14 protein-coding genes are annotated in these 16,555 nt (G+C 71.8%); 7 read left to right on the top strand and 7 right to left on the bottom strand.

What is annotated here, in order from left to right:
- Positions 1–21 precede the first annotated feature (21 nt).
- The 7 genes from AMETH_RS18195 to AMETH_RS18225 all read right to left on the bottom strand — a co-directional run bounded on the left by AMETH_RS18195 (position 22) and on the right by AMETH_RS18225 (position 9,413).
- Positions 22–831 (bottom strand): alpha/beta fold hydrolase, encoded by an 810-nt coding sequence (locus AMETH_RS18195; protein WP_017982557.1) that lies wholly within the window; start codon positions 829–831, stop codon positions 22–24.
- Positions 828–2,159 carry an MFS transporter gene (locus AMETH_RS18200; RefSeq protein WP_038533198.1) on the bottom strand — a complete coding sequence of 444 codons (1,332 nt, stop codon included), beginning with the start codon at positions 2,157–2,159 and terminating at the stop codon, positions 828–830. Before AMETH_RS18200 ends, AMETH_RS18195 begins: the two co-directional genes overlap by 4 nt.
- 104 nt (positions 2,160–2,263) lie before the next feature.
- The gene (locus tag AMETH_RS18205) at positions 2,264–3,088 is read right to left on the bottom strand and encodes a PaaX family transcriptional regulator (RefSeq protein ID WP_026153138.1); all 825 of its coding nucleotides are present in this window, start codon (positions 3,086–3,088) and stop codon (positions 2,264–2,266) included.
- 153 nt (positions 3,089–3,241) lie between these two features.
- Positions 3,242–5,659, bottom strand: a complete 2,418-nt coding sequence (locus AMETH_RS18210; protein ID WP_038532204.1) for a hypothetical protein — start codon at positions 5,657–5,659, stop codon at positions 3,242–3,244.
- A gap of 490 nt (positions 5,660–6,149) precedes the next feature.
- A complete protein-coding gene (locus tag AMETH_RS18215; protein WP_223842849.1) occupies positions 6,150–6,578 on the bottom strand; it encodes a hypothetical protein in 429 nt (142 codons plus the stop codon).
- Positions 6,575–8,899, bottom strand: a complete 2,325-nt coding sequence (locus tag AMETH_RS18220; protein WP_020486704.1) for a molybdopterin oxidoreductase family protein — start codon at positions 8,897–8,899, stop codon at positions 6,575–6,577. The genes AMETH_RS18215 and AMETH_RS18220 overlap by 4 nt, the downstream gene beginning before the upstream one ends.
- Before the next feature lie 55 nt (positions 8,900–8,954).
- The gene (locus tag AMETH_RS18225; RefSeq protein WP_017982563.1) at positions 8,955–9,413 is read right to left on the bottom strand and encodes a MarR family winged helix-turn-helix transcriptional regulator; all 459 of its coding nucleotides are present in this window, start codon (positions 9,411–9,413) and stop codon (positions 8,955–8,957) included.
- Positions 9,414–9,535: 122 nt separating this feature from the next.
- Here AMETH_RS18225 and AMETH_RS18230 point away from each other — a divergent pair, with 122 nt between their 5' ends.
- The 7 genes from AMETH_RS18230 to AMETH_RS18260 all read left to right on the top strand — a co-directional run bounded on the left by AMETH_RS18230 (position 9,536) and on the right by AMETH_RS18260 (position 16,555).
- On the top strand, positions 9,536–10,606 hold the full coding sequence (locus tag AMETH_RS18230) for a 2,3-butanediol dehydrogenase (protein WP_017982564.1): 1,071 nt from the start codon (positions 9,536–9,538) through the stop codon (positions 10,604–10,606).
- A 93-nt stretch (positions 10,607–10,699) separates the two neighbouring features.
- Entirely contained in the window at positions 10,700–12,217 is a 1,518-nt protein-coding gene (locus AMETH_RS18235; RefSeq protein ID WP_017982565.1) for a DHA2 family efflux MFS transporter permease subunit, read from the top strand.
- A gap of 269 nt (positions 12,218–12,486) precedes the next feature.
- Positions 12,487–12,780 carry an MSMEG_0570 family nitrogen starvation response protein gene (locus AMETH_RS18240; protein WP_081617552.1) on the top strand — a complete coding sequence of 98 codons (294 nt, stop codon included), beginning with the start codon at positions 12,487–12,489 and terminating at the stop codon, positions 12,778–12,780.
- Entirely contained in the window at positions 12,777–14,090 is a 1,314-nt protein-coding gene (locus AMETH_RS18245) for an MSMEG_0569 family flavin-dependent oxidoreductase (protein ID WP_017982567.1), read from the top strand. Before AMETH_RS18240 ends, AMETH_RS18245 begins: the two co-directional genes overlap by 4 nt.
- The gene (locus tag AMETH_RS18250) at positions 14,090–14,908 is read left to right on the top strand and encodes an amidohydrolase family protein (protein WP_017982568.1); all 819 of its coding nucleotides are present in this window, start codon (positions 14,090–14,092) and stop codon (positions 14,906–14,908) included. Before AMETH_RS18245 ends, AMETH_RS18250 begins: the two co-directional genes overlap by 1 nt.
- 41 nt (positions 14,909–14,949) lie before the next feature.
- On the top strand, positions 14,950–15,462 hold the full coding sequence (locus tag AMETH_RS18255) for an MSMEG_0572/Sll0783 family nitrogen starvation response protein (RefSeq protein WP_017982569.1): 513 nt from the start codon (positions 14,950–14,952) through the stop codon (positions 15,460–15,462).
- 31 nt (positions 15,463–15,493) lie between these two features.
- Positions 15,494–16,555, top strand: a complete 1,062-nt coding sequence (locus tag AMETH_RS18260; RefSeq protein ID WP_020486705.1) for an MSMEG_0568 family radical SAM protein — start codon at positions 15,494–15,496, stop codon at positions 16,553–16,555.

The raw sequence follows: 16,555 nt of genomic DNA on the forward strand, positions 1-16,555 counted from the left end.
ATTCCTCCTTCGTCAGGCCCGTCACCGGCCGATGGCGCCGCGCACGACCGCGGCGAATCCGACCGGGTCGACGAGGTGCGCGAAGTGGTCCAGACCAGGCAGCTCAGTGATCCCCGAGCGGGGCAGCACACCGGTAAGCGCGTGCGCCGACTCGAAGAGGAACGGCGTGGTGGCCGTGCCCGCGATCAGGTGGACCGGTGTCGTGATGGCGCCGTAGTGGGTGAGGTCGTCGCCGAGGCTGTCGATCTGCTCGAGCTCCCGAACCCAGCTCGGGGTGAGCGGCACCGCCGACTCCCACAGCGGCGTCCGCCGGATCTCGGGGACGGCCTCGGCGGGCACCCGGACGAAGTTGACCAGCGCGAACTCCAGGGCCGCCTCCAGGTCTCCGGCCTCGACCAGCGTGCGATAGGTGGCCAGGCCCGCCCCGGCGACCGGCCCGTCCACCGCGAGCGGCGGTTCGAACAGCAGCAGCGTGCCGTCGACCCCGTGGGTCTCGGCGTAGGCCAGCGTGCAGAGCGCGCCGTAGGAGTGCCCGAGCAAGTGCGCGCCCGGACCGGCGATCGCCATCATCGCCGCGATATCGGCGACCTCGGCCGCCAGGTCGTACGCCGCGGTGTCGCCGCTGCGCCCGCGGCCCCGCCGGTCGTGGACGTAGCAGGTGAAGTGCCCGGCCAGGTGCTCGGTGGCCGGGATCCACTGGTCCGAAGTGGAGATGCTGCCGTGAGTGATGACGAGCGCGGGCCCGGACCCACGCCGGAAGTAGCCGAGGGCCGTGCCGTCCGCCGAGGTCGTCTGGCCGTGGGTGATGCCGGCCGGGGCAGTCGAGGTCATGTCGTCTCCGTTCGCACAGTCAGTTCACTCGCCGTGGTGGCGGTGCGGCGCCGCAGCGCACGCGGGATGAGGCCGATCAGCAGCGCGCCCGCCAGCGCGGGCACCGCGAAGCCGTAGAAGTTCCACTCGAAGCCGATGCCCGAGGCCAGCACCCAGCCGCCGAACAGCGGGCCCACGATCGCGCCGGCCCGGCCCACCCCGAGCGCCCAGCCCAGGGCCGTGGCCCGGACCGGGGCCGGGTAGTGCACGGCCACGAACCCGTTCACCAGGATCTGCGTGCCGACGCTGCCCAGGCCCGCAACACCCACCGCCGCGAACAGCACCGCCTCGTTTACGCGTTGGCTCAGCACCAGCAGGCACACCGTGGCGAGCAGGAACGCCGACACGGTCACGGGTTTGGGGCCGAACCGGTCGGCCAGCAGGGACGCCAGCACGCCGCCCACGATCGCGCCGAGGTTGAGCACCAGCAGGAAGGCCAGCGCCGAGCCCAGGGGGTAGCCGGCCTGGCGCATCAGCTGCGGCAGCCAGGTGTTGAGCCCGTAGACCAGCAACAGTCCGCAGAAGCTCGCGGCGCCGAACAGCAGCGTCGCCGTCAGGGAGCCCCGCTGGAACAACGTTCGAGGCCCGGCCGAAACCCGCGGGGTGGCAACGCTCAGCTCAGCGCGGACCGCGTCGAGGTCGACGCCGTAGCGCCGGGCCTGGATCAGCGCGTCGCCGTCGCGGCCCTTCGCCAGCAGGTAGCTCACCGATTCGGGCAGGAACCGCCAGGCCAGCGGCAGCACGATCAACAGCGGCGCGGCGCCGATCGCCATCAGCGGCCGCCACCCGTGGTCGGCGGCCAGCGCCAGGGCGCACACCGCGGCGAGCACGCCGCCGACCGAGTAGCCGACGAACATCAGCGCGTTGTACAGCTGCCGCCGCCCTCGGGGCGCGTACTCGACAGTCAGCGCGATCGCGCTGGGGATGACGCCGCCCAGCCCGAGCCCGGCCAGGAAGCGGAACAGCCCAAGCAGTCCGGCGTTGGGGGCCAGCGCGCAGGCCACCATCATCACCGAGAACCAGGTGATGCCGGCCAGCATGATCCGGCGGCGGCCGGCCTGGTCGGTGAGCGCGCCAGCGCCCAGCGCACCGATCAGCATGCCCATCAGGGCGTAACTGCCGATGGCGCCGGCCTGCGCCGGCCCCAGGGACCAGCCCGGCTCGGCGAGGAGGCTCGGCACCGCCGAGCCGTAGACGATGAGGTCGTAGCCGTCGAAGACGATCGTGAGAAAACACAGACCCACGACGACCAGACCGGATCGATGAGGCGTGTCAGTCGGCACTGACATGAGCACCACGCTCCTCGTTGAACCCGTACGACGCCGCTTCAGCGGCACCGGGCTCAACATACAACATACAACCGACGAACGTCTAGAAACTGGCACGCATCACGTCAGCCCGGCTGCTCGACCACGACCCTGTCGGTGCCCAGCAGCTCGTCCACGTAGGCCTCGGCGGCACCCCGGAGCAGGCCGTGCGCCTCCAGGAACACCTCGTGGGCCTGCCGGCCGCGCCAGCCTTCGGGCAGCAGCTCCGGCGGCAGATCCGGGTCGCGGAACGGGAAGCGCCGGTAGTCGTGCACCAGCCGCATGCGCTCGGTCAGCGCGTGCCGACCGGTCAGGTTTCCCGAGCGGTACCGGCCCAGCCGGGGGCGGTACCGCCGCAGGAGCTCCGCGTAGTCCCGGTCCAGCTCGCCCAGCTCCCAGGCCCGCGCGGCGATGTCCCGGTCCTCCTCCAGGCCGGCCGATCGCGACCGGAAGATGTCCAGACGCACCGAAGGCTCGTCGGCGAAGGCCTCGCGGATGCGCGGCGCCCTGTCGTGCGGGCTCACCCAGACCGACGCGGACAGCGGGCCGAACCCGAACCACGCGAGCTTCTTGCGCAGCTGCTCACGCACCGCGCGCTCGGACTCCGGCACCGAATACAGCACCATGTGCCACTGCCCGTCCCACGGGCCACGCGCCCGGTCGAAGATGCGATCGCGGCCCTCGTCCAGCAGTTCCCACGCGGCGCCCGTCAGCTCGTAGACGGTCTCGCGCCCCTCCTTCCGACTGCTCAGCCACCCCTCCTTGCGCAGCCGGGCCGCCACCACGCGCACCGTGGGCTCCGGGACGTCGAAGCACGCCATCAGGGCGACCAGGTGCCGCAGGCGCACCTCCCCGCCCCGGTAGCGCAAGTAGTCGCCGAACAGGTCGAACACCAATGACCGTGCCTTCACAAGCCACCTCCGGAAACCATCCGCCCGATGTGCCAGCCATACCACGCACACGATGCACTTCGCGCGCGGCCGACGCATGTATGTCACAAAAGTACCGCCCGGAACGACAGAAGGTCACCACCGCGACGGTGGTGACCTTCCGGGCCGGGCGCGTCAGAGGAGCGGAAGCTCGACCGGGCCGAACGGGACGAGCGGGTCCTTCGTGGTCGGCGGCAGCGGCAGTGGTGGCAGTACACCGGACAACGGCAGATTCGGCACCTGCGGCAGCTCCGAGGTCGTGTCCGTGGCGCCCTGATCGGACCGCTGCGCGGCCGGGGCCGCGCCCGGGCAGCCGAGCAACGTGACCTCCAGCGGACCGTCACTGGTGATGTTCAGCGTCGCGTCGCAGTCCACTTCGGCCGCGGCGGGATCGACGGTGACCGAGCGGATGTTGGTCGCCGTGATGTCCAGGACGTTCGCCTCGGCTCGATCCGCACCCTCCGGCAGGTGACGGTACTCCCGAACGTAGGGGTTGACCGGGGCCGTGGTGCCGGAGGTCGCGCCGATCGACGTCTTCTGCGCCGGCCCCGCCGCGTCCGCCCGGCCGAAACCGTGCGAGACGACGTCGATCATGCCGAGCGCGCCGTCGGTGCTGCGCGTCTGGATGCCGGACAGCCAGTAGGCCTTGTCGCCGACCAAGCCGGAGGCGGGGTCGTCCATCTTCGGGTTGCGCACGTAGGTGACGTGCGACGGTGCGCCCGGGCCGGATCCGTCGCCGAGCCATCGGGTCAGCACGTCCCAGGTGCCGCTGTTGCACTGAACCATGTGCTCGGCGGAGAGACCGAGCCAGCTGATGAACTCGTAGTCGTAGAAGTCCCCTGCCGCATACGCGTCGCCCCGCGCACGAGTGATCGGGTACGGGATGAAGTCGTCGTTGCCCCCTGCCCACTCCATGACCGGCTGGTTGCGCCGCGACGGCAGCAGCGGGGTGAGCTCCGAGCCCGCCTCGTGCTGGGTGATCGTGTCCACCGACAGCGTGTCCGCGATCCCGTTGACCCCGGGAAACGACGGCGCCCGGTCGAGGCCGTCGCAGATGAAGGCCTTGCTGAACGCGTCCGGGAACTGCAGGGCCAGCTTGTTCGCGCTGTAGGCGCCACTGGAGAAGCCGGCCATCACTCGCCGGGCCGGGTCGAGCCGGTAGTGCGCGGCGGCGTCGGCGATGCTTTCGAACACGCTCGCGCCCATCTGCCCGTAGGCCCAGTTGTCCGCGCCACGCGCGTCGACGGCGATCACGACGGTCGGCGCGTCCGGCCGGTCGCCGACGGCGTGAAACAGGTCCTTGCCGCCGCGCACCTGGTCGCCAGGAGTGAGCGCGTAGCCGGGCACCCAGGTCAGCGACGTGTACCCGGTCGCCGGGGCCGGTGTCCGGGGCACGTAGATGATGTAGCGCTGCAGGCGCCCGGCGAGGTCGGGCACGCAGCCGTCGCGGCAGACCCAGCCGAACTCGCCGCTGACCGTCTCGCCGCCGATCTGGAGTCCGCCCTGCCGGGTGGACGCTCCGGTGGGCGGTTGTCCGGGTTCTCCCGGCAAACGCCGGCCCTGTGCGGATTCGAAGTGGCTGGCGAAGATGCGCTGGATGTAGCCGTGCGCGGGTACGCCGCCGCGCTGCCCGGTCATGTCGTCGTCGACGCGGGACGCGAGCTTGGCGAAGTCGACCTCGGCGAAGAACGGGCTCAGGTCCCCCTGGCCGATAGCGGCCAGTTGCAGCCGGTCGCGCCACGCGCTGTCCATCGGCTCGTCGTAGCGGAACGCGGAGTCGAAGAACGCCGACGGGTTGGCGACACCGACCGGCGCGCCGCCCGGGTGGTCCGGGTCCGCGGTGGCCCGCGGGACGAGGTAGCGGTCCCCGGCCCGGTCCCACAGACCGGTCGCGGCGGCGACCCGGACCTGCTGCCCGGCCGGGTCGAACGCACCGTGCGGCACCCGGACCTCGACCTGCCGCCGCGGCACATCGACGCGCACCGGTGCCTCGGCCAGCTTCCGGCCGGTCTCGGCGTCGGTGACGTCCGCGGTGGCGCCGTGCACGGTGACGAACACCTGCGCAGGCATCACCGTGTTCGCCCCGTGCGGCACCGCCCGCGGCGCCGTCGAGCCGCCGAGTGCGAGGGTGGTGGCGACCAGTTCGGGGCCGGTCATCGTGTTGTAGGTGATTCGGAAGGCCGTCGAGTCCGCCAGGGGTTTGACCCGCAACTCGATCAGGTCCGCCGCGTTGGCGCGGTACGCGGGGTCGTCCGGGTAGGTGTAGTTGCGGAGCATGGTGTTGGCGGGCCAGCTGTACTCGGGCCCGCCGCCGTGGTCGTCCCACGGGCAGCCCTGGTAAAGGAACTCCCCTTCGCGGTACGCGCTGCTCATGCAGACTTCCGTGGGCTGCGCCCGCCAGATGCCGGCGTTCTCGAACTGCGGTGCCCGCGCGGGCGGTTCGTTGAGCAGCGCGGGCCCGGTCGGCAGCACCTGCGGTATGGCAGCCGACGCCTGCTGCGCGGCGAGCACACCGCCCGCCACCAGAGCGGCGACGAGGACGGGAACACCCACCAGGCGGCGATGCGGTAGGCGGTCCATCGGGAAGCCTCCAGCGAAATGTGTCATCTTTGACGCGGCCGTTAGTAGATCGCTACATAAAAGCTTCGTCAAGGGGTTAAGCTTCACCGACATGGGTGAACCCTGCGGTGGCGTCCGTCGAACATCCGCGGAGACGGCCGTCGACGTCATGAATCGAGAGTCAGCTGGACGACGGCTCGGCCCGCAACTCCACACCGACGGCGCAGCCGGCCAACCGGCGGGACAGGAGAGGGCCGTCAGACACCCGTGCTCGCCGCGGCTTCGCCCGACCGGCGGCGTCCCCGCACCTGCGGCATCGCGTCGAGCAACGGCGGGGAATCGCGCCGTGCGGCAACGACTACCAGACAACCCATCCCGCCGACCGGCGCGATCTTCGCCGAACACGCCCCTGGCGTTGCCCGCCGCCCGGCTCAGCCGGCCAGCACCTGCGGGGACAGCTGCTTGAGCATCGCGTTGGTCCACTTCAGCTGGCGCAGTGCGTGCGGGTGGCAGCGGCTCGCCAGGGCCAGCAGGTCGTCGTCCTTGACGGCCTGCGCTCCCTGCGCCAGCAGTTCCCAGTCCAGCGACACCCGGCACACGCCCGGTGCAAGCGACGCAGGTCGGCCAGCAACAGCACACCCGGCTCGGGCCGTGTGCTGAGCAACTCGCTCACCGCGGTGCGCACCGGCGCCAGCGGGCCCGATCGCTCGGCGACCTCGGCGCCCAGCTCCAGGCCGTAGGGGCGGCCGGCGTCGGCCAGTGCCCGGACGTGGTCGCGGGACCAGCGGGCCAGATCGCGGGCGACGTGGTGGATCTCGGGTTCGGCGTGGTGCCGGTCGGACATCTTGAGCAGGTCACGCACCAGCGCCTTCTCGGCTCGGTGCAGTTCCCGCAGGGCGAGGGCGATCTTCATCGGGTCCCCTCCGCGCGGCGCATCGCCGCGGCCGCTGTCTTGAACAGCGGCTGCTTGGACACCGGGTCCCAGTCGGTGATCGTGAGCTCGTTGGCCGCCCGGTGCCGCCCGGACGGGTCGTCGGTGCCCCAGTAGCCGTAGTGGAACGGCAGGAACAGCACCCCGTCCCGGATGCCGCGGATCCGCACCCGGGCGCGGACCGCGCCGCGTGGTGTGGTGATCTCGGCGAGGTCCCCTTCGGACAGATCGTGGGCCTTCGCGTCCTGTTCGGACATCTCGACCCACACCTCAGGAGCCGCGTCCCGCAGTTCCGGCACCCGGCCGGTCTTGGTGCGGGTGTGGAACTGGTAGATCGTCCGCCCGGTGATCAACGCGAACGGGTGCTCGGCGGACGGCATCTCGCGTGGCGGCAGGTACTCCGCCGCCTTGAGCATGGCCTTGCCGTCCGGGTTGACCGCGCGGTACTCGTTCTGGTCGGCGGGCCCGCCGGTGACGAGGTCGCGCCCGTAGTCCTCGCAGTAGCCGGGCCGGGCGAAGAACTTCCCGTCGACGTAGAGCCGTTCGGTGCCGTCGGGGTGTTCGGCGTCGCAGGGCCATTGGATCGCGCGCTGACGCAGCTTGCCGTAGCTGAGCCCGGTGTAGTCGCAGGGCCGTCCGGCGCTGGCCCGCTTCCACGCCTCGAACGCCGTCTCCGCATCGTGCCAGGGCGGGAACGGCTGCCCGTCGCGGTCGCGGAAGTCCATGCGCCGGGCGTAGTCGAGGAAGATGTCCAGGTCCGGCCGGGCCTGCCCGGGCGGGTCGACGGCCTTCTCCGACAGGTGCACGGTGCGGTCGGCGTTGGTGAACCCGCCCGTCTTCTCGCCCCACATCGCCGCGGGCAGCACCACGTCGGCCAGCTCGGCGGTCTCGGTCAGGAAGACGTCCTGGACCACGAGGAACAACCGGTCCTGGGACAGGATGGACCGGATGCGCGCGAGGTCGGGCAGCGACACCGCGGGGTTGGTGGCCGACACCCACAGCAGGCGCAGGCTGCCGTTCTCGGCGTAGCGGAAGATCTGCATCGCGTGCGTCGGCGGGGCGTAGTGCGGGATCTGCTTCACCTCGAGGTTCCACAGGTCCGCCAGTTCGGTGACGTGCGCATCGTTGGCCCAGTTGCGGAACCCGGTGAGGTCGCCGTCGGCGCCGCATTCGCGGGTGTTCTCGGCCGTGGGCTGCCCGTTCATCTGCAGGACCCCGCGCCCGGGGCGGCCGAGCATGCCGCGGACCAGGTTGATGTTGTTCACCTGCACGGCCGCGGCGGTGGCCTGGTGGGCTTGGTAGAAGCCCTGCAGCACGGTGGACAGCAGCCGCTGCGCGCCGCCCAGCAGAGCCGCGGCTTCGCGGATGCGCGCGGCGGGGATGCGGCAGATCTCGGCCGCGCGTTCGGGCGGGTAGTCCGCGACGAGCGCGGCGAGCTGGTCGAAGCCCACGGTGCACCGGTCCAGGTAGTCGTGGTCGACCCAGTCGCGGGCGATGATCTCGTGCAGCAACGCGTTCATCAGGGCCAGGTTCGTGCCCGGCAGGGGCGCCAGGTGCACGGTGGCCGCGCGGGCGACCGGGGTGTCCCGCGGGTCGACGCACAACAGCGACGGCGGGTTCGGGCCGGCGAGCCGGTCGAGCATGCGGCTCCACAGCACGCTCTGCGTCTCGGCGACGTTGTGGCCGTAGAGGGCGATGACGTCGGCGTGGTCGACGTCGGTGTAGGAGCCGGGCTGACCGTCGCAGCCGAAGGTCTCCTTGAGCGCGGCGGCCGCGGTCGCGGTGCACAGGCGGGTGTTGCCGTCGAGGTGGTTGGTGCCGATGGCGCCGTGCGCGATCGCGGCGAGCGTGTAGTACTCCTCGCAGAAGAGCTGGCCGCTGGTGTAGAAGCCGATCGAGCTGGGGCCGCGCTCGTCCAGCAGGGCCCGGCTGCGGCCGGCGACCAGGCCCATCGCCTCGTCCCAGCTCGCCTCGACGAGCCGCCCGTCCCGGCGGACCAGCGGGGTGGTGAGCCGGTCCGGCGAGGCGTTGGCCTGCCAGCCGTAGAGGTCCTTCGGGTCGACGCGGCCGTGGTTGACCCGGTCTGCGGCGCGGCCGCGGACGCCGACGAGGCGGCCGTCCTTGACGGCCAGTTCGAGGCCGTCGCCGTTGGAGTGGAGGACCGCCGCCGTCGGGACCCACCGGTCGACGTCGTCCTCGGTCAGGCCGTCGGCGAGCTGGGAATCGACCCGCACGGGCCAGGACTGCCCGGGTCCGTACGGCGTGCGGGCGCCCCACGGATCGGCGATCGCGTCTCGTCGCACCCGGCCCGGTTACCCGCTCCCCCGACGCGAAAACCACCTCGGTTGCGCAGCGCAATCACCGGGCGGTGTCGGCGCCGGGGTGGAGGACGGCCTCGGCGGCGTCGGCGAACGCGCCGAACACGCGCGCCAGATGCTCCCGCGCCCGTGGTTCCATCCGGTCGAGCACGTCGGCCAGGACGGACCGGCGGTCGTGGTCGACGCGGTCGACCAACCGGCGTCCACGTGCCGTCGGCGCGAGCAGGGTTTCCCGCTTGTTCAACGGGTTCGCGGCGCGTTGCAGCAGCTTGGCCGCCTCCAGACGGTCACAAGCGCGGGTCACCGACGACGGGTTCAGGCCCAGCTCGGCGGCCACCCGCCGCATCGTGACCGGGGTGCGCTCGGCGACCACGCGCAGTGCCCGGAACTGCGTCAGGGTCAGCCCCGCGGTCCCCCGCTCGACCGTCGCGTCGGCGATGCCGACCATCGACCGCAACACGGCGAGGGCGGCGTCCGTCTCCGTCGGCACCGCGTTCATTTGCGTCACGCAATCACCGTATGGGACGTTTCCCCGGCGGGCGGTGCAACTCGTTGCAACCCTGGCCGCGCCGTCGCCACCGCGTCACCCTCGACCACACGGTTCGGCGACGAGGAGGTCCCATGAAAGCCGCACGGTTCCACGGTCCCGGCGACATCCGGATCGACGAGGTGCCCGACCCGCGGGTGGGGCCAGGGCAGGTGGAGGTCTCGGTCGACTGGTGCGGCATCTGCGGCACCGACCTGCACGAATACCTGGAAGGCCCGATCTTCATCCCGCCGGCCGGATCACCACACCCGCTCACCGGGGTCGGGCTGCCCGTGGTGATGGGCCACGAGTTCGCGGGCGTGGTGTCCGCGGTCGGGCCGGGCGTCACCGGCATCGCCGAAGGCGACCGTGTGGCCGTCGAGCCCTACCACGTGTGCGGCAAGTGCGCCGCCTGCCAGGCCGGGCGCTACAACATCTGCCGCAACCTCGGCTTCATCGGCCTGTCCGGCAACGAGGGCGGCTTCGCCGAACGGTGTGTGGTCGACCAGCGATGGATCCACCAGCTCGGCGACCTGCCCACGGACATCGGCGCCCTGGTCGAACCACTGGCCGTGGGCTACCACGCGGTGCGGCTGTCCGGGATCCCCGAGGGCGGCACCGCGGCCGTGTACGGCGCCGGCCCCATCGGTCTCGTCACCGCCGCCGCGCTCAAGGCTCGCGGCGCCGGCCGGGTGATTGTGGTGGAACCGGCCGCCGCCCGCAAGGCGAAGGCCGGCCCCGCGGGCGCGGACGTCATCATCGACCCCACCACCGACGACGCGACCGAGGCGATCCGGGACCTGACCGAGGGGGCGGGCGCCGACGTGGCGTTCGAATGCGCCGGCATCGACGCGGTCCTGGCCTCGGCGATCTCGTCGGTGCGCCCCGGCGGGACCGTGGTCAACGTCGCGATCTGGGGCCACGTGCCGCGGGTGACGGTCAACGACCTGGTGATGAGCGAGATCAACCTGGTCGGTTCGCTGGCCTATTGCGGCGACCACGCCGGCACGATCGCGCTGCTGCGCGAGGGCAAGGTCGACGCGTCGAAGTTCATCACCGGCCGGATCGCCCTCGACGACCTGGTCGACGGCGGGTTCCGGGAGCTGATCGACAACAAGGAGGACAACGTCAAGATCCTCGTCTCGCCCCGGGAGCGGCTCGCCTGATGTAGCGGGCGGAAACCGCTTCGCATGCGGGCCGGTGCGGGCGTAGCTTGGAGCTTCGTCGCGGACCGTCCGGACCAGCATGCGGGAGCCGTCATGGATCCCTCCACCACCGCGCGTGCGGAGAAGCTCGATCGCGAGGTCGTCGTCACCGGGCTCGTGGTCGTGTGCGGGCTCATCATGGTCGTGTTCGACACCACGATCGTGAACGTCGCGCTGGAGACTGTGAGCCGCCAGCTCGGCGCGAGCCTGTCCACGGCCCAGTGGATCGTGACCGGGTACCTGCTGGCGGTGGGCCTGGTCATCCCGCTCACCGGATGGGCCGTGGACCGGTTCGGGACCAAGCCGGTGTGGATCTTGTCGGTGGTGTTGTTCGCCGCGGGTTCGGCCCTGTGCGCGAGCGCCTGGTCGATCGAGAGCCTGATCGCGTTCCGCGTCGTGCAGGGCCTCGGCGGCGGCATGCTCCTGCCGGGCGGGCAGACGATCATCACGCGGGCCGCCGGGCCGGCCCGGCTGGGGCGCGCGATGGCGATCCTCGGGGTGCCGATGCTGCTCGGCCCGGTCTTCGGCCCGGTGCTCGGCGGCCTGCTGGTCGAGTACACCAGCTGGCACTGGATCTTCCTCGTCAACGTGCCGGTGGCCGCGTGCGCGGTCGCGCTGGCGGTGTGGAAGCTGCCCGGCGGCGGCGAGGCGGAGCACCCCGGCCGGATCGACGTGCGCGGTCTCGTGCTGCTGTCCGGGAGCCTCGTGGTGCTGCTCTACGGCCTGTCGCGGGCCAGCTCCCAGGGCGGTTTCGGGCACTGGAGCGTGCTCGCCTGGCTCATCGCCGGTGGCGCCGGCCTCGCGCTGTACACGTGGCACAGCCTTGCCCGGGGGCCCGCCTCGCTGATCGACGTGCGGCTGTTCACCGACCGGTACTTCACCGCCGGCACGGTGACGATCTTCCTCGTGGCCGTCGCGCTGTTCGGCGGCCTGCTCCTGCTGCCGCTGTACTACCAGACCGTGCGGGGTGAAGGCGCCCTGGCCGCGGGCCTGCTGCTCGCCCCGCAGGGACTCGGGGCGATGGTGGCGATGCCGCTCGCCGGCAGGCTGACCGACCGGGTCGGGGCGGGCTTCGTCGTGCCGGTGGGCATCGTGCTCGCGCTGCTCGGGACCGCGCCGCTGGGCATGCTCGGGACCGGCACCTCGTACGGGTGGCTGAGCGCGGTGCTGTTCGTGCGCGGCCTGGGGCTGGGTTCGGTGATGATGCCGACGTTCGCCGCCGCGTACGCGCAGCTCGACCCGCGCGCCGTGTCCCGTGCCGCGCCCACGCTGTCGGCGATCCAGCAGATCGGGGCGTCGCTGGGCAGCGCGCTGCTCGTGACCGCGCTGACCCAGCACCTCACCAGCGAACTCACCGCGCGCGGCATCCCAGCGGTCGGCGCCGGGGCGAACCAGATCACCTCGATGCCGCCCGCCGTGAGGGCGACGGTGGCCCCGATCCTGGCCGAGTCGTTCGGTTTCGCGTTCTGGGTGGCGTTCGGCATGACCGCGGCGCTGATCGTCCCCGCGCTCCTGCTGCCCCGCCACCCCCGGCGAAGCGTGAGCGCAGGCACGATGACGCCCGGCGCCTGAACCGCCCCCCGTTCGCCGCTGCCCACCATCGGCTTGGCCCGGCGTGGTCCGTGACCGCCGCTCCCCCGCACCCAGGCGGCCAGCCATTCCGGACTCGGCACCCCAGGCGTGCTCGCTCCCCCACGCCAGACAGGACTCACCCCCCGGCACGACGACATCCGGCACCTGCGAAACCCGTTGGCAACAAAAGCCGGGTTCCGAAACGTGCCGGTGTTCCGGAGGCAACGCCCCCGACATCGCGGGCCGGTGAACTACTCCCATCACCGCAGATGGGGAGGAAACCCGTGCCGGAGATTGTCTTTCGCGTTCGTTGGCCGGACGCCTCCGTTCAGCAATGCTACTCGCCCTCCACGGTCGTGGAGGAGTTTTTCGTCCCCGGGGACAGCTACCCGGTCGCCGAGTTCGTCGACCGCAGCCGCACCGCGCTGAACCAGGCCTCGGAGCGCGTGCGCCGCATCTACGGGTTCGGCTGCGCGCAGGCCGCGGCCCAGCTGGCCGACATCGAGGCCCGCGCGAAGTCGTTCGAGGACGGCCGGGTCGTGGTCGAGGGGTTCGAGCGATGAACGGCCACCACACGGTCGTCGTGGTCGGCGGAGGTCAGGCCGGCCTGTCGGCGAGCCACTGCCTGTCCGCCCGCGGCATCGACCACGTCGTGCTGGAGCGCGAGACCGCGGGCCACGAGTGGGCCGACCGCCGCTGGGACTCGTTCTGCCTGGTCACCCCGAACTGGCAGTGCCGCCTGCCCGGGTTCCCCTACCCCGGCGACGATCCCGACGGGTTCATGGTGCGCGACGAGATCGTCGCCTACCTGCGCACCTACCGGGACGCCTTCGACTTCCCGCTCATCGAAGGGATCGAGGCGACCCGGCTGCGCCGCACCACACGCGGGTTCCAGGTGTCCACATCGGAGGGTGAGCTCACCGCCGACCACGTCGTGCTCGCCACCGGCCCCTACCAGGTGCCGCTGATCCCGCGGATGGCCGAGCGGCTGCCCTCGGACGTGGTGCAGGTCCACTCCGCGGACTACCGCAACCCCGAACAACTACCGCCGGGTGAGGTGCTCGTCGTCGGCACCGGCCAGTCCGGCTGCCAGATCGCCGAAGACCTGCACCTGGCCGGCCGCCGCGTGCACCTGGCCGTGGGCAGCGCGCCGCGCGTGGCCCGCCGCTACCGGGGCCGCGACGTCGTGGCCTGGCTGGACGACATGGGCTACTACCGGCGCGGCATCGACGAGTTCGCCGACGCCGACGCCGTCCGCTTCCGCGCCAACCACTACGTCACCGGCCGCGACGGCGGGCGCGACATCGACCTGCGCGCCTTCGCCCGCGACGGCATGCGACTCTACGGCCGGCTCACCGGAATCAACGGCGGGCGGCTGACCTTCGCCCAGGACCTGAGCCACAACCTCGACGCCGCCGACGCCGTCTCCGAAGGCATCAAGGACTCCATCGACACCTGGATCACCGCCCACGCCATCGACGCGCCACACGAGGACCGGTACGTCCCGGTGTGGCAGCCGGACACCGAACCGTCCGAACTGGACCTCCACACCAGCGGCATCACCTCCGTCGTGTGGAGCACCGGTTTCGGCCGCGACCACCGCTGGATCGAGGTGCCGGTGTTCGACGGCCGCGGCTACCCCACCCACGAGCGCGGCGTCACCAGCTGCCCCGGCCTGTATTTCATCGGCCTGCCCTGGCAGCACACCTGGGGTTCCGGCCGCTTCTGCGGGGTCGCCGAGGACGCGGAGTACCTCGCCGCGCACATCGCCTCCACCAGCCGCCGCACCGACGGGCTGCACTGGATCGCGGGCACCCCCGACAGCACCTACCCGGCCGACGAGTACTGGACCGCGCCCCGGACGGTGGCCTGATGCCGGTCAACGACGCGCACCGCCACCTCGGCGTGCTGCCCGCCTACCCGTTCTACGGCGGGCCCGCCGTGCACCCGGACCTGGGCGCCCGCGCCACCCTCGACGAGCTGATCGCCGACCTCGACGCCGAAGGCACCGAGCGCGCGCTGGTCATCCCCAACTACGGGGTGCCGGATCCGGAGATCGCGTTCTCCTTCAACGAACTCTGCGTCGAAGCCGCGCAGCGCGACGACCGGATCCGCGCCGGGCTGTGGGTGTCGCCCTTGGAGCGCGACGCCGAGCGCACCGCGAAGGCCCTGAGCCTGGCCACCGAGCCGGGCGTGCGGGCGCTGAAGCTGAGCTTCCTGCTCGGCGGCCGCCCCACCGACCCGGCCTGCCGCCCCGGCCTGGACCGGATCTTCGCCGCCGCCCGCGACCACGACCTGGTCGTCCACGTGCACACCTCGCCCGGCGCGGCGTCCGACATCGACGAGGTCGGCACGCTGGTCGAGCACTACGGCGACGACGTCAAGGTGCACCTGGTGCACTTCGGCGGCGGCATGAGCGGCCACATCAAGCTCGTGGGCAGCCGGTTCTTCGACTGGATCGCGGCAGGCAAACAGGTCTACACCGACCTGTCCTGGGCGATCGGCTTCGCGCCGCGCTGGCTGGCCGCCGAGGTCGACCGCCGCGGCATCGGCGGCGACCGGATCCTCTTCGCCAGCGACGAGCCGTGGGGCGACCAGGCCGGCGAGTACGCCCGGCTGGCCGCCGCGGCCGGTGACGGCGAGCTCGCGGACCTGGTGTTCCGCGGCACCTTCGACAAGCTCTACGGGTGATCCGCACCCGTGGCAACCCCGCAACAACAAGGAGATTCATCGTGTCCGAGCTGACTGAGACCGAGCAGCAGAGCCTCAACGAGATCCCGCACCCGTCGCTGCCGGAGGGCTCCAGCATCTACGGCGGCACCAAGGTGTTCCCGGACTACCAGGCCGAGCCCGGCCAGTCGTACTTCACGCTCGTGCACGGCATCGCGCACGAGTCGTCGGTGAGTTTCGTGGCGATCCTGCAGGCCACCCGCGCGCTGCGCAAGGGCTTCGAGTCCGCCATCTACTTCTACGGCCCCGGCTCGATGAACGCCATGGCCACCCGTGGTTTCCCGACCACCGGCAACTCCGCGTTCCCCGGCGAGCACAACATCAACGACCAGCTCAAGACGTTCATCAAGGAGGGCGGCAAGGTCTACTGCTGCCGCTTCGGCCTGTCCCTGCACGGGCTGCGGGAGGAGGACCTGATCGAGGGCGTCATCCCGACGCACCCGCTGGACGTGCAGGACGCGCTCATCCACTACGCCCGCAAGGGGGCGATCATCAACTCGACCTACATGTGGTGACCCCGGGCTGACGGAAGAGGAGGCAGTGCGCGTGAAGACCGACAACCTGGACGCCCGGACCGACCTCGCGGTGCACGGGGTGCGCTGGGACGCGCCCGTGCGGCGCAGCAAGGGCGCCGGCCCGAGCGACGACGGGCACCTCGTCGTCGACGGTGCGAACGCGGCGCTGCCGCTGAACCCGGACAGCCCCTACACCCTGCGCGACGGCCGCGTCTACAAGGGACGGATCGACCTCGGGCTGACCGTGGAACCGGTGTCCCGCCCGAAGTTCTACGACCTGACCACCGCGGACGGCGTGCCGTACCGCAAGATCGCGCTGCTGCACGGGCGGGACGTGCTCGCCACGACCGTCGTGCAGACGTGCATCCGCTACGCCGAGGATCAGCGCTGCCGGTTCTGCACCATCGAGGAATCGCTCAAGGCCGGGGACACCGTCGCGGCGAAGACCCCGGCGCAGCTGGCCGAGGTCGCCGAGGCCGCGGTCCGGCTCGACGGGGTGCGGCAGATGGTGATGACCACCGGCACCACGGCGGGCCCGGACCGCGGCGCCCGGCACCTCGTCCGCTGCGTCAAGGCGGTGCTCGACGCGGTGCCGGGCCTGCCGGTGCAGGTGCAGATCGAGCCGCCGGGCGAGCTGTCGGTGATCGCCGACCTGCGCGCGGTGGGCGCGACCTCGATCGGCATCCACGTCGAGTCGCTTGACGACGAGGTCCGGCGGCGGTGGATGCCCGGCAAGGGCTCGGTGCCGCTGGCCGAGTACGAGGCCGCGTGGGACGAGGCGGTGCGGGTGTTCGGCCGCAACAAGGTCTCCACGTACCTGTTGATCGGCCTCGGCGAGGACCCGGACGAGCTGGTCGACGGCGCGGCGCGGCTGATCGAGCGGGGTGTGTACCCGTTCGTGGTGCCGATGCGGCCGATGGCCGGCACCCTCGCGCGGCGGGACGGCGTGCCCGGCCCGCGCGCGTCGCTGGTGCGCGACGTGAGCGAGCGGGTCGCGAAGTTGTTGCGGGAGGCGGACATGCGCGGCGCGGACCAGGAGGCCGGGTGCGCGGCCTGCGGGGCGTGCGGCGTGCTGAGCGCGGCGGGAGCCTGA

Source organism: Amycolatopsis methanolica 239 (assembly GCF_000739085.1).
Classification (GTDB): Bacteria; Actinomycetota; Actinomycetes; order Mycobacteriales; family Pseudonocardiaceae; genus Amycolatopsis_E; species Amycolatopsis_E methanolica.

What these genes read in the sequence shown, in the direction of transcription:
- AMETH_RS18195 (WP_017982557.1), bottom strand. Translation starts at nt 831, where the DNA reads ATGACCTCGACTGCCCCGGCCGGCATCACCCACGGCCAGACGACCTCG.
- AMETH_RS18215 (WP_223842849.1), bottom strand. Translation starts at nt 6,578, where the DNA reads ATGAAGATCGCCCTCGCCCTGCGGGAACTGCACCGAGCCGAGAAGGCG.
- AMETH_RS18235 (WP_017982565.1), top strand. Translation starts at nt 10,700, where the DNA reads ATGGATCCCTCCACCACCGCGCGTGCGGAGAAGCTCGATCGCGAGGTC.
- AMETH_RS18200 (WP_038533198.1), bottom strand. Translation starts at nt 2,159, where the DNA reads ATGTCAGTGCCGACTGACACGCCTCATCGATCCGGTCTGGTCGTCGTG.
- AMETH_RS18245 (WP_017982567.1), top strand. Translation starts at nt 12,777, where the DNA reads ATGAACGGCCACCACACGGTCGTCGTGGTCGGCGGAGGTCAGGCCGGC.
- AMETH_RS18250 (WP_017982568.1), top strand. Translation starts at nt 14,090, where the DNA reads ATGCCGGTCAACGACGCGCACCGCCACCTCGGCGTGCTGCCCGCCTAC.
- AMETH_RS18230 (WP_017982564.1), top strand. Translation starts at nt 9,536, where the DNA reads ATGAAAGCCGCACGGTTCCACGGTCCCGGCGACATCCGGATCGACGAG.
- AMETH_RS18240 (WP_081617552.1), top strand. Translation starts at nt 12,487, where the DNA reads ATGGGGAGGAAACCCGTGCCGGAGATTGTCTTTCGCGTTCGTTGGCCG.
- AMETH_RS18225 (WP_017982563.1), bottom strand. Translation starts at nt 9,413, where the DNA reads ATGAACGCGGTGCCGACGGAGACGGACGCCGCCCTCGCCGTGTTGCGG.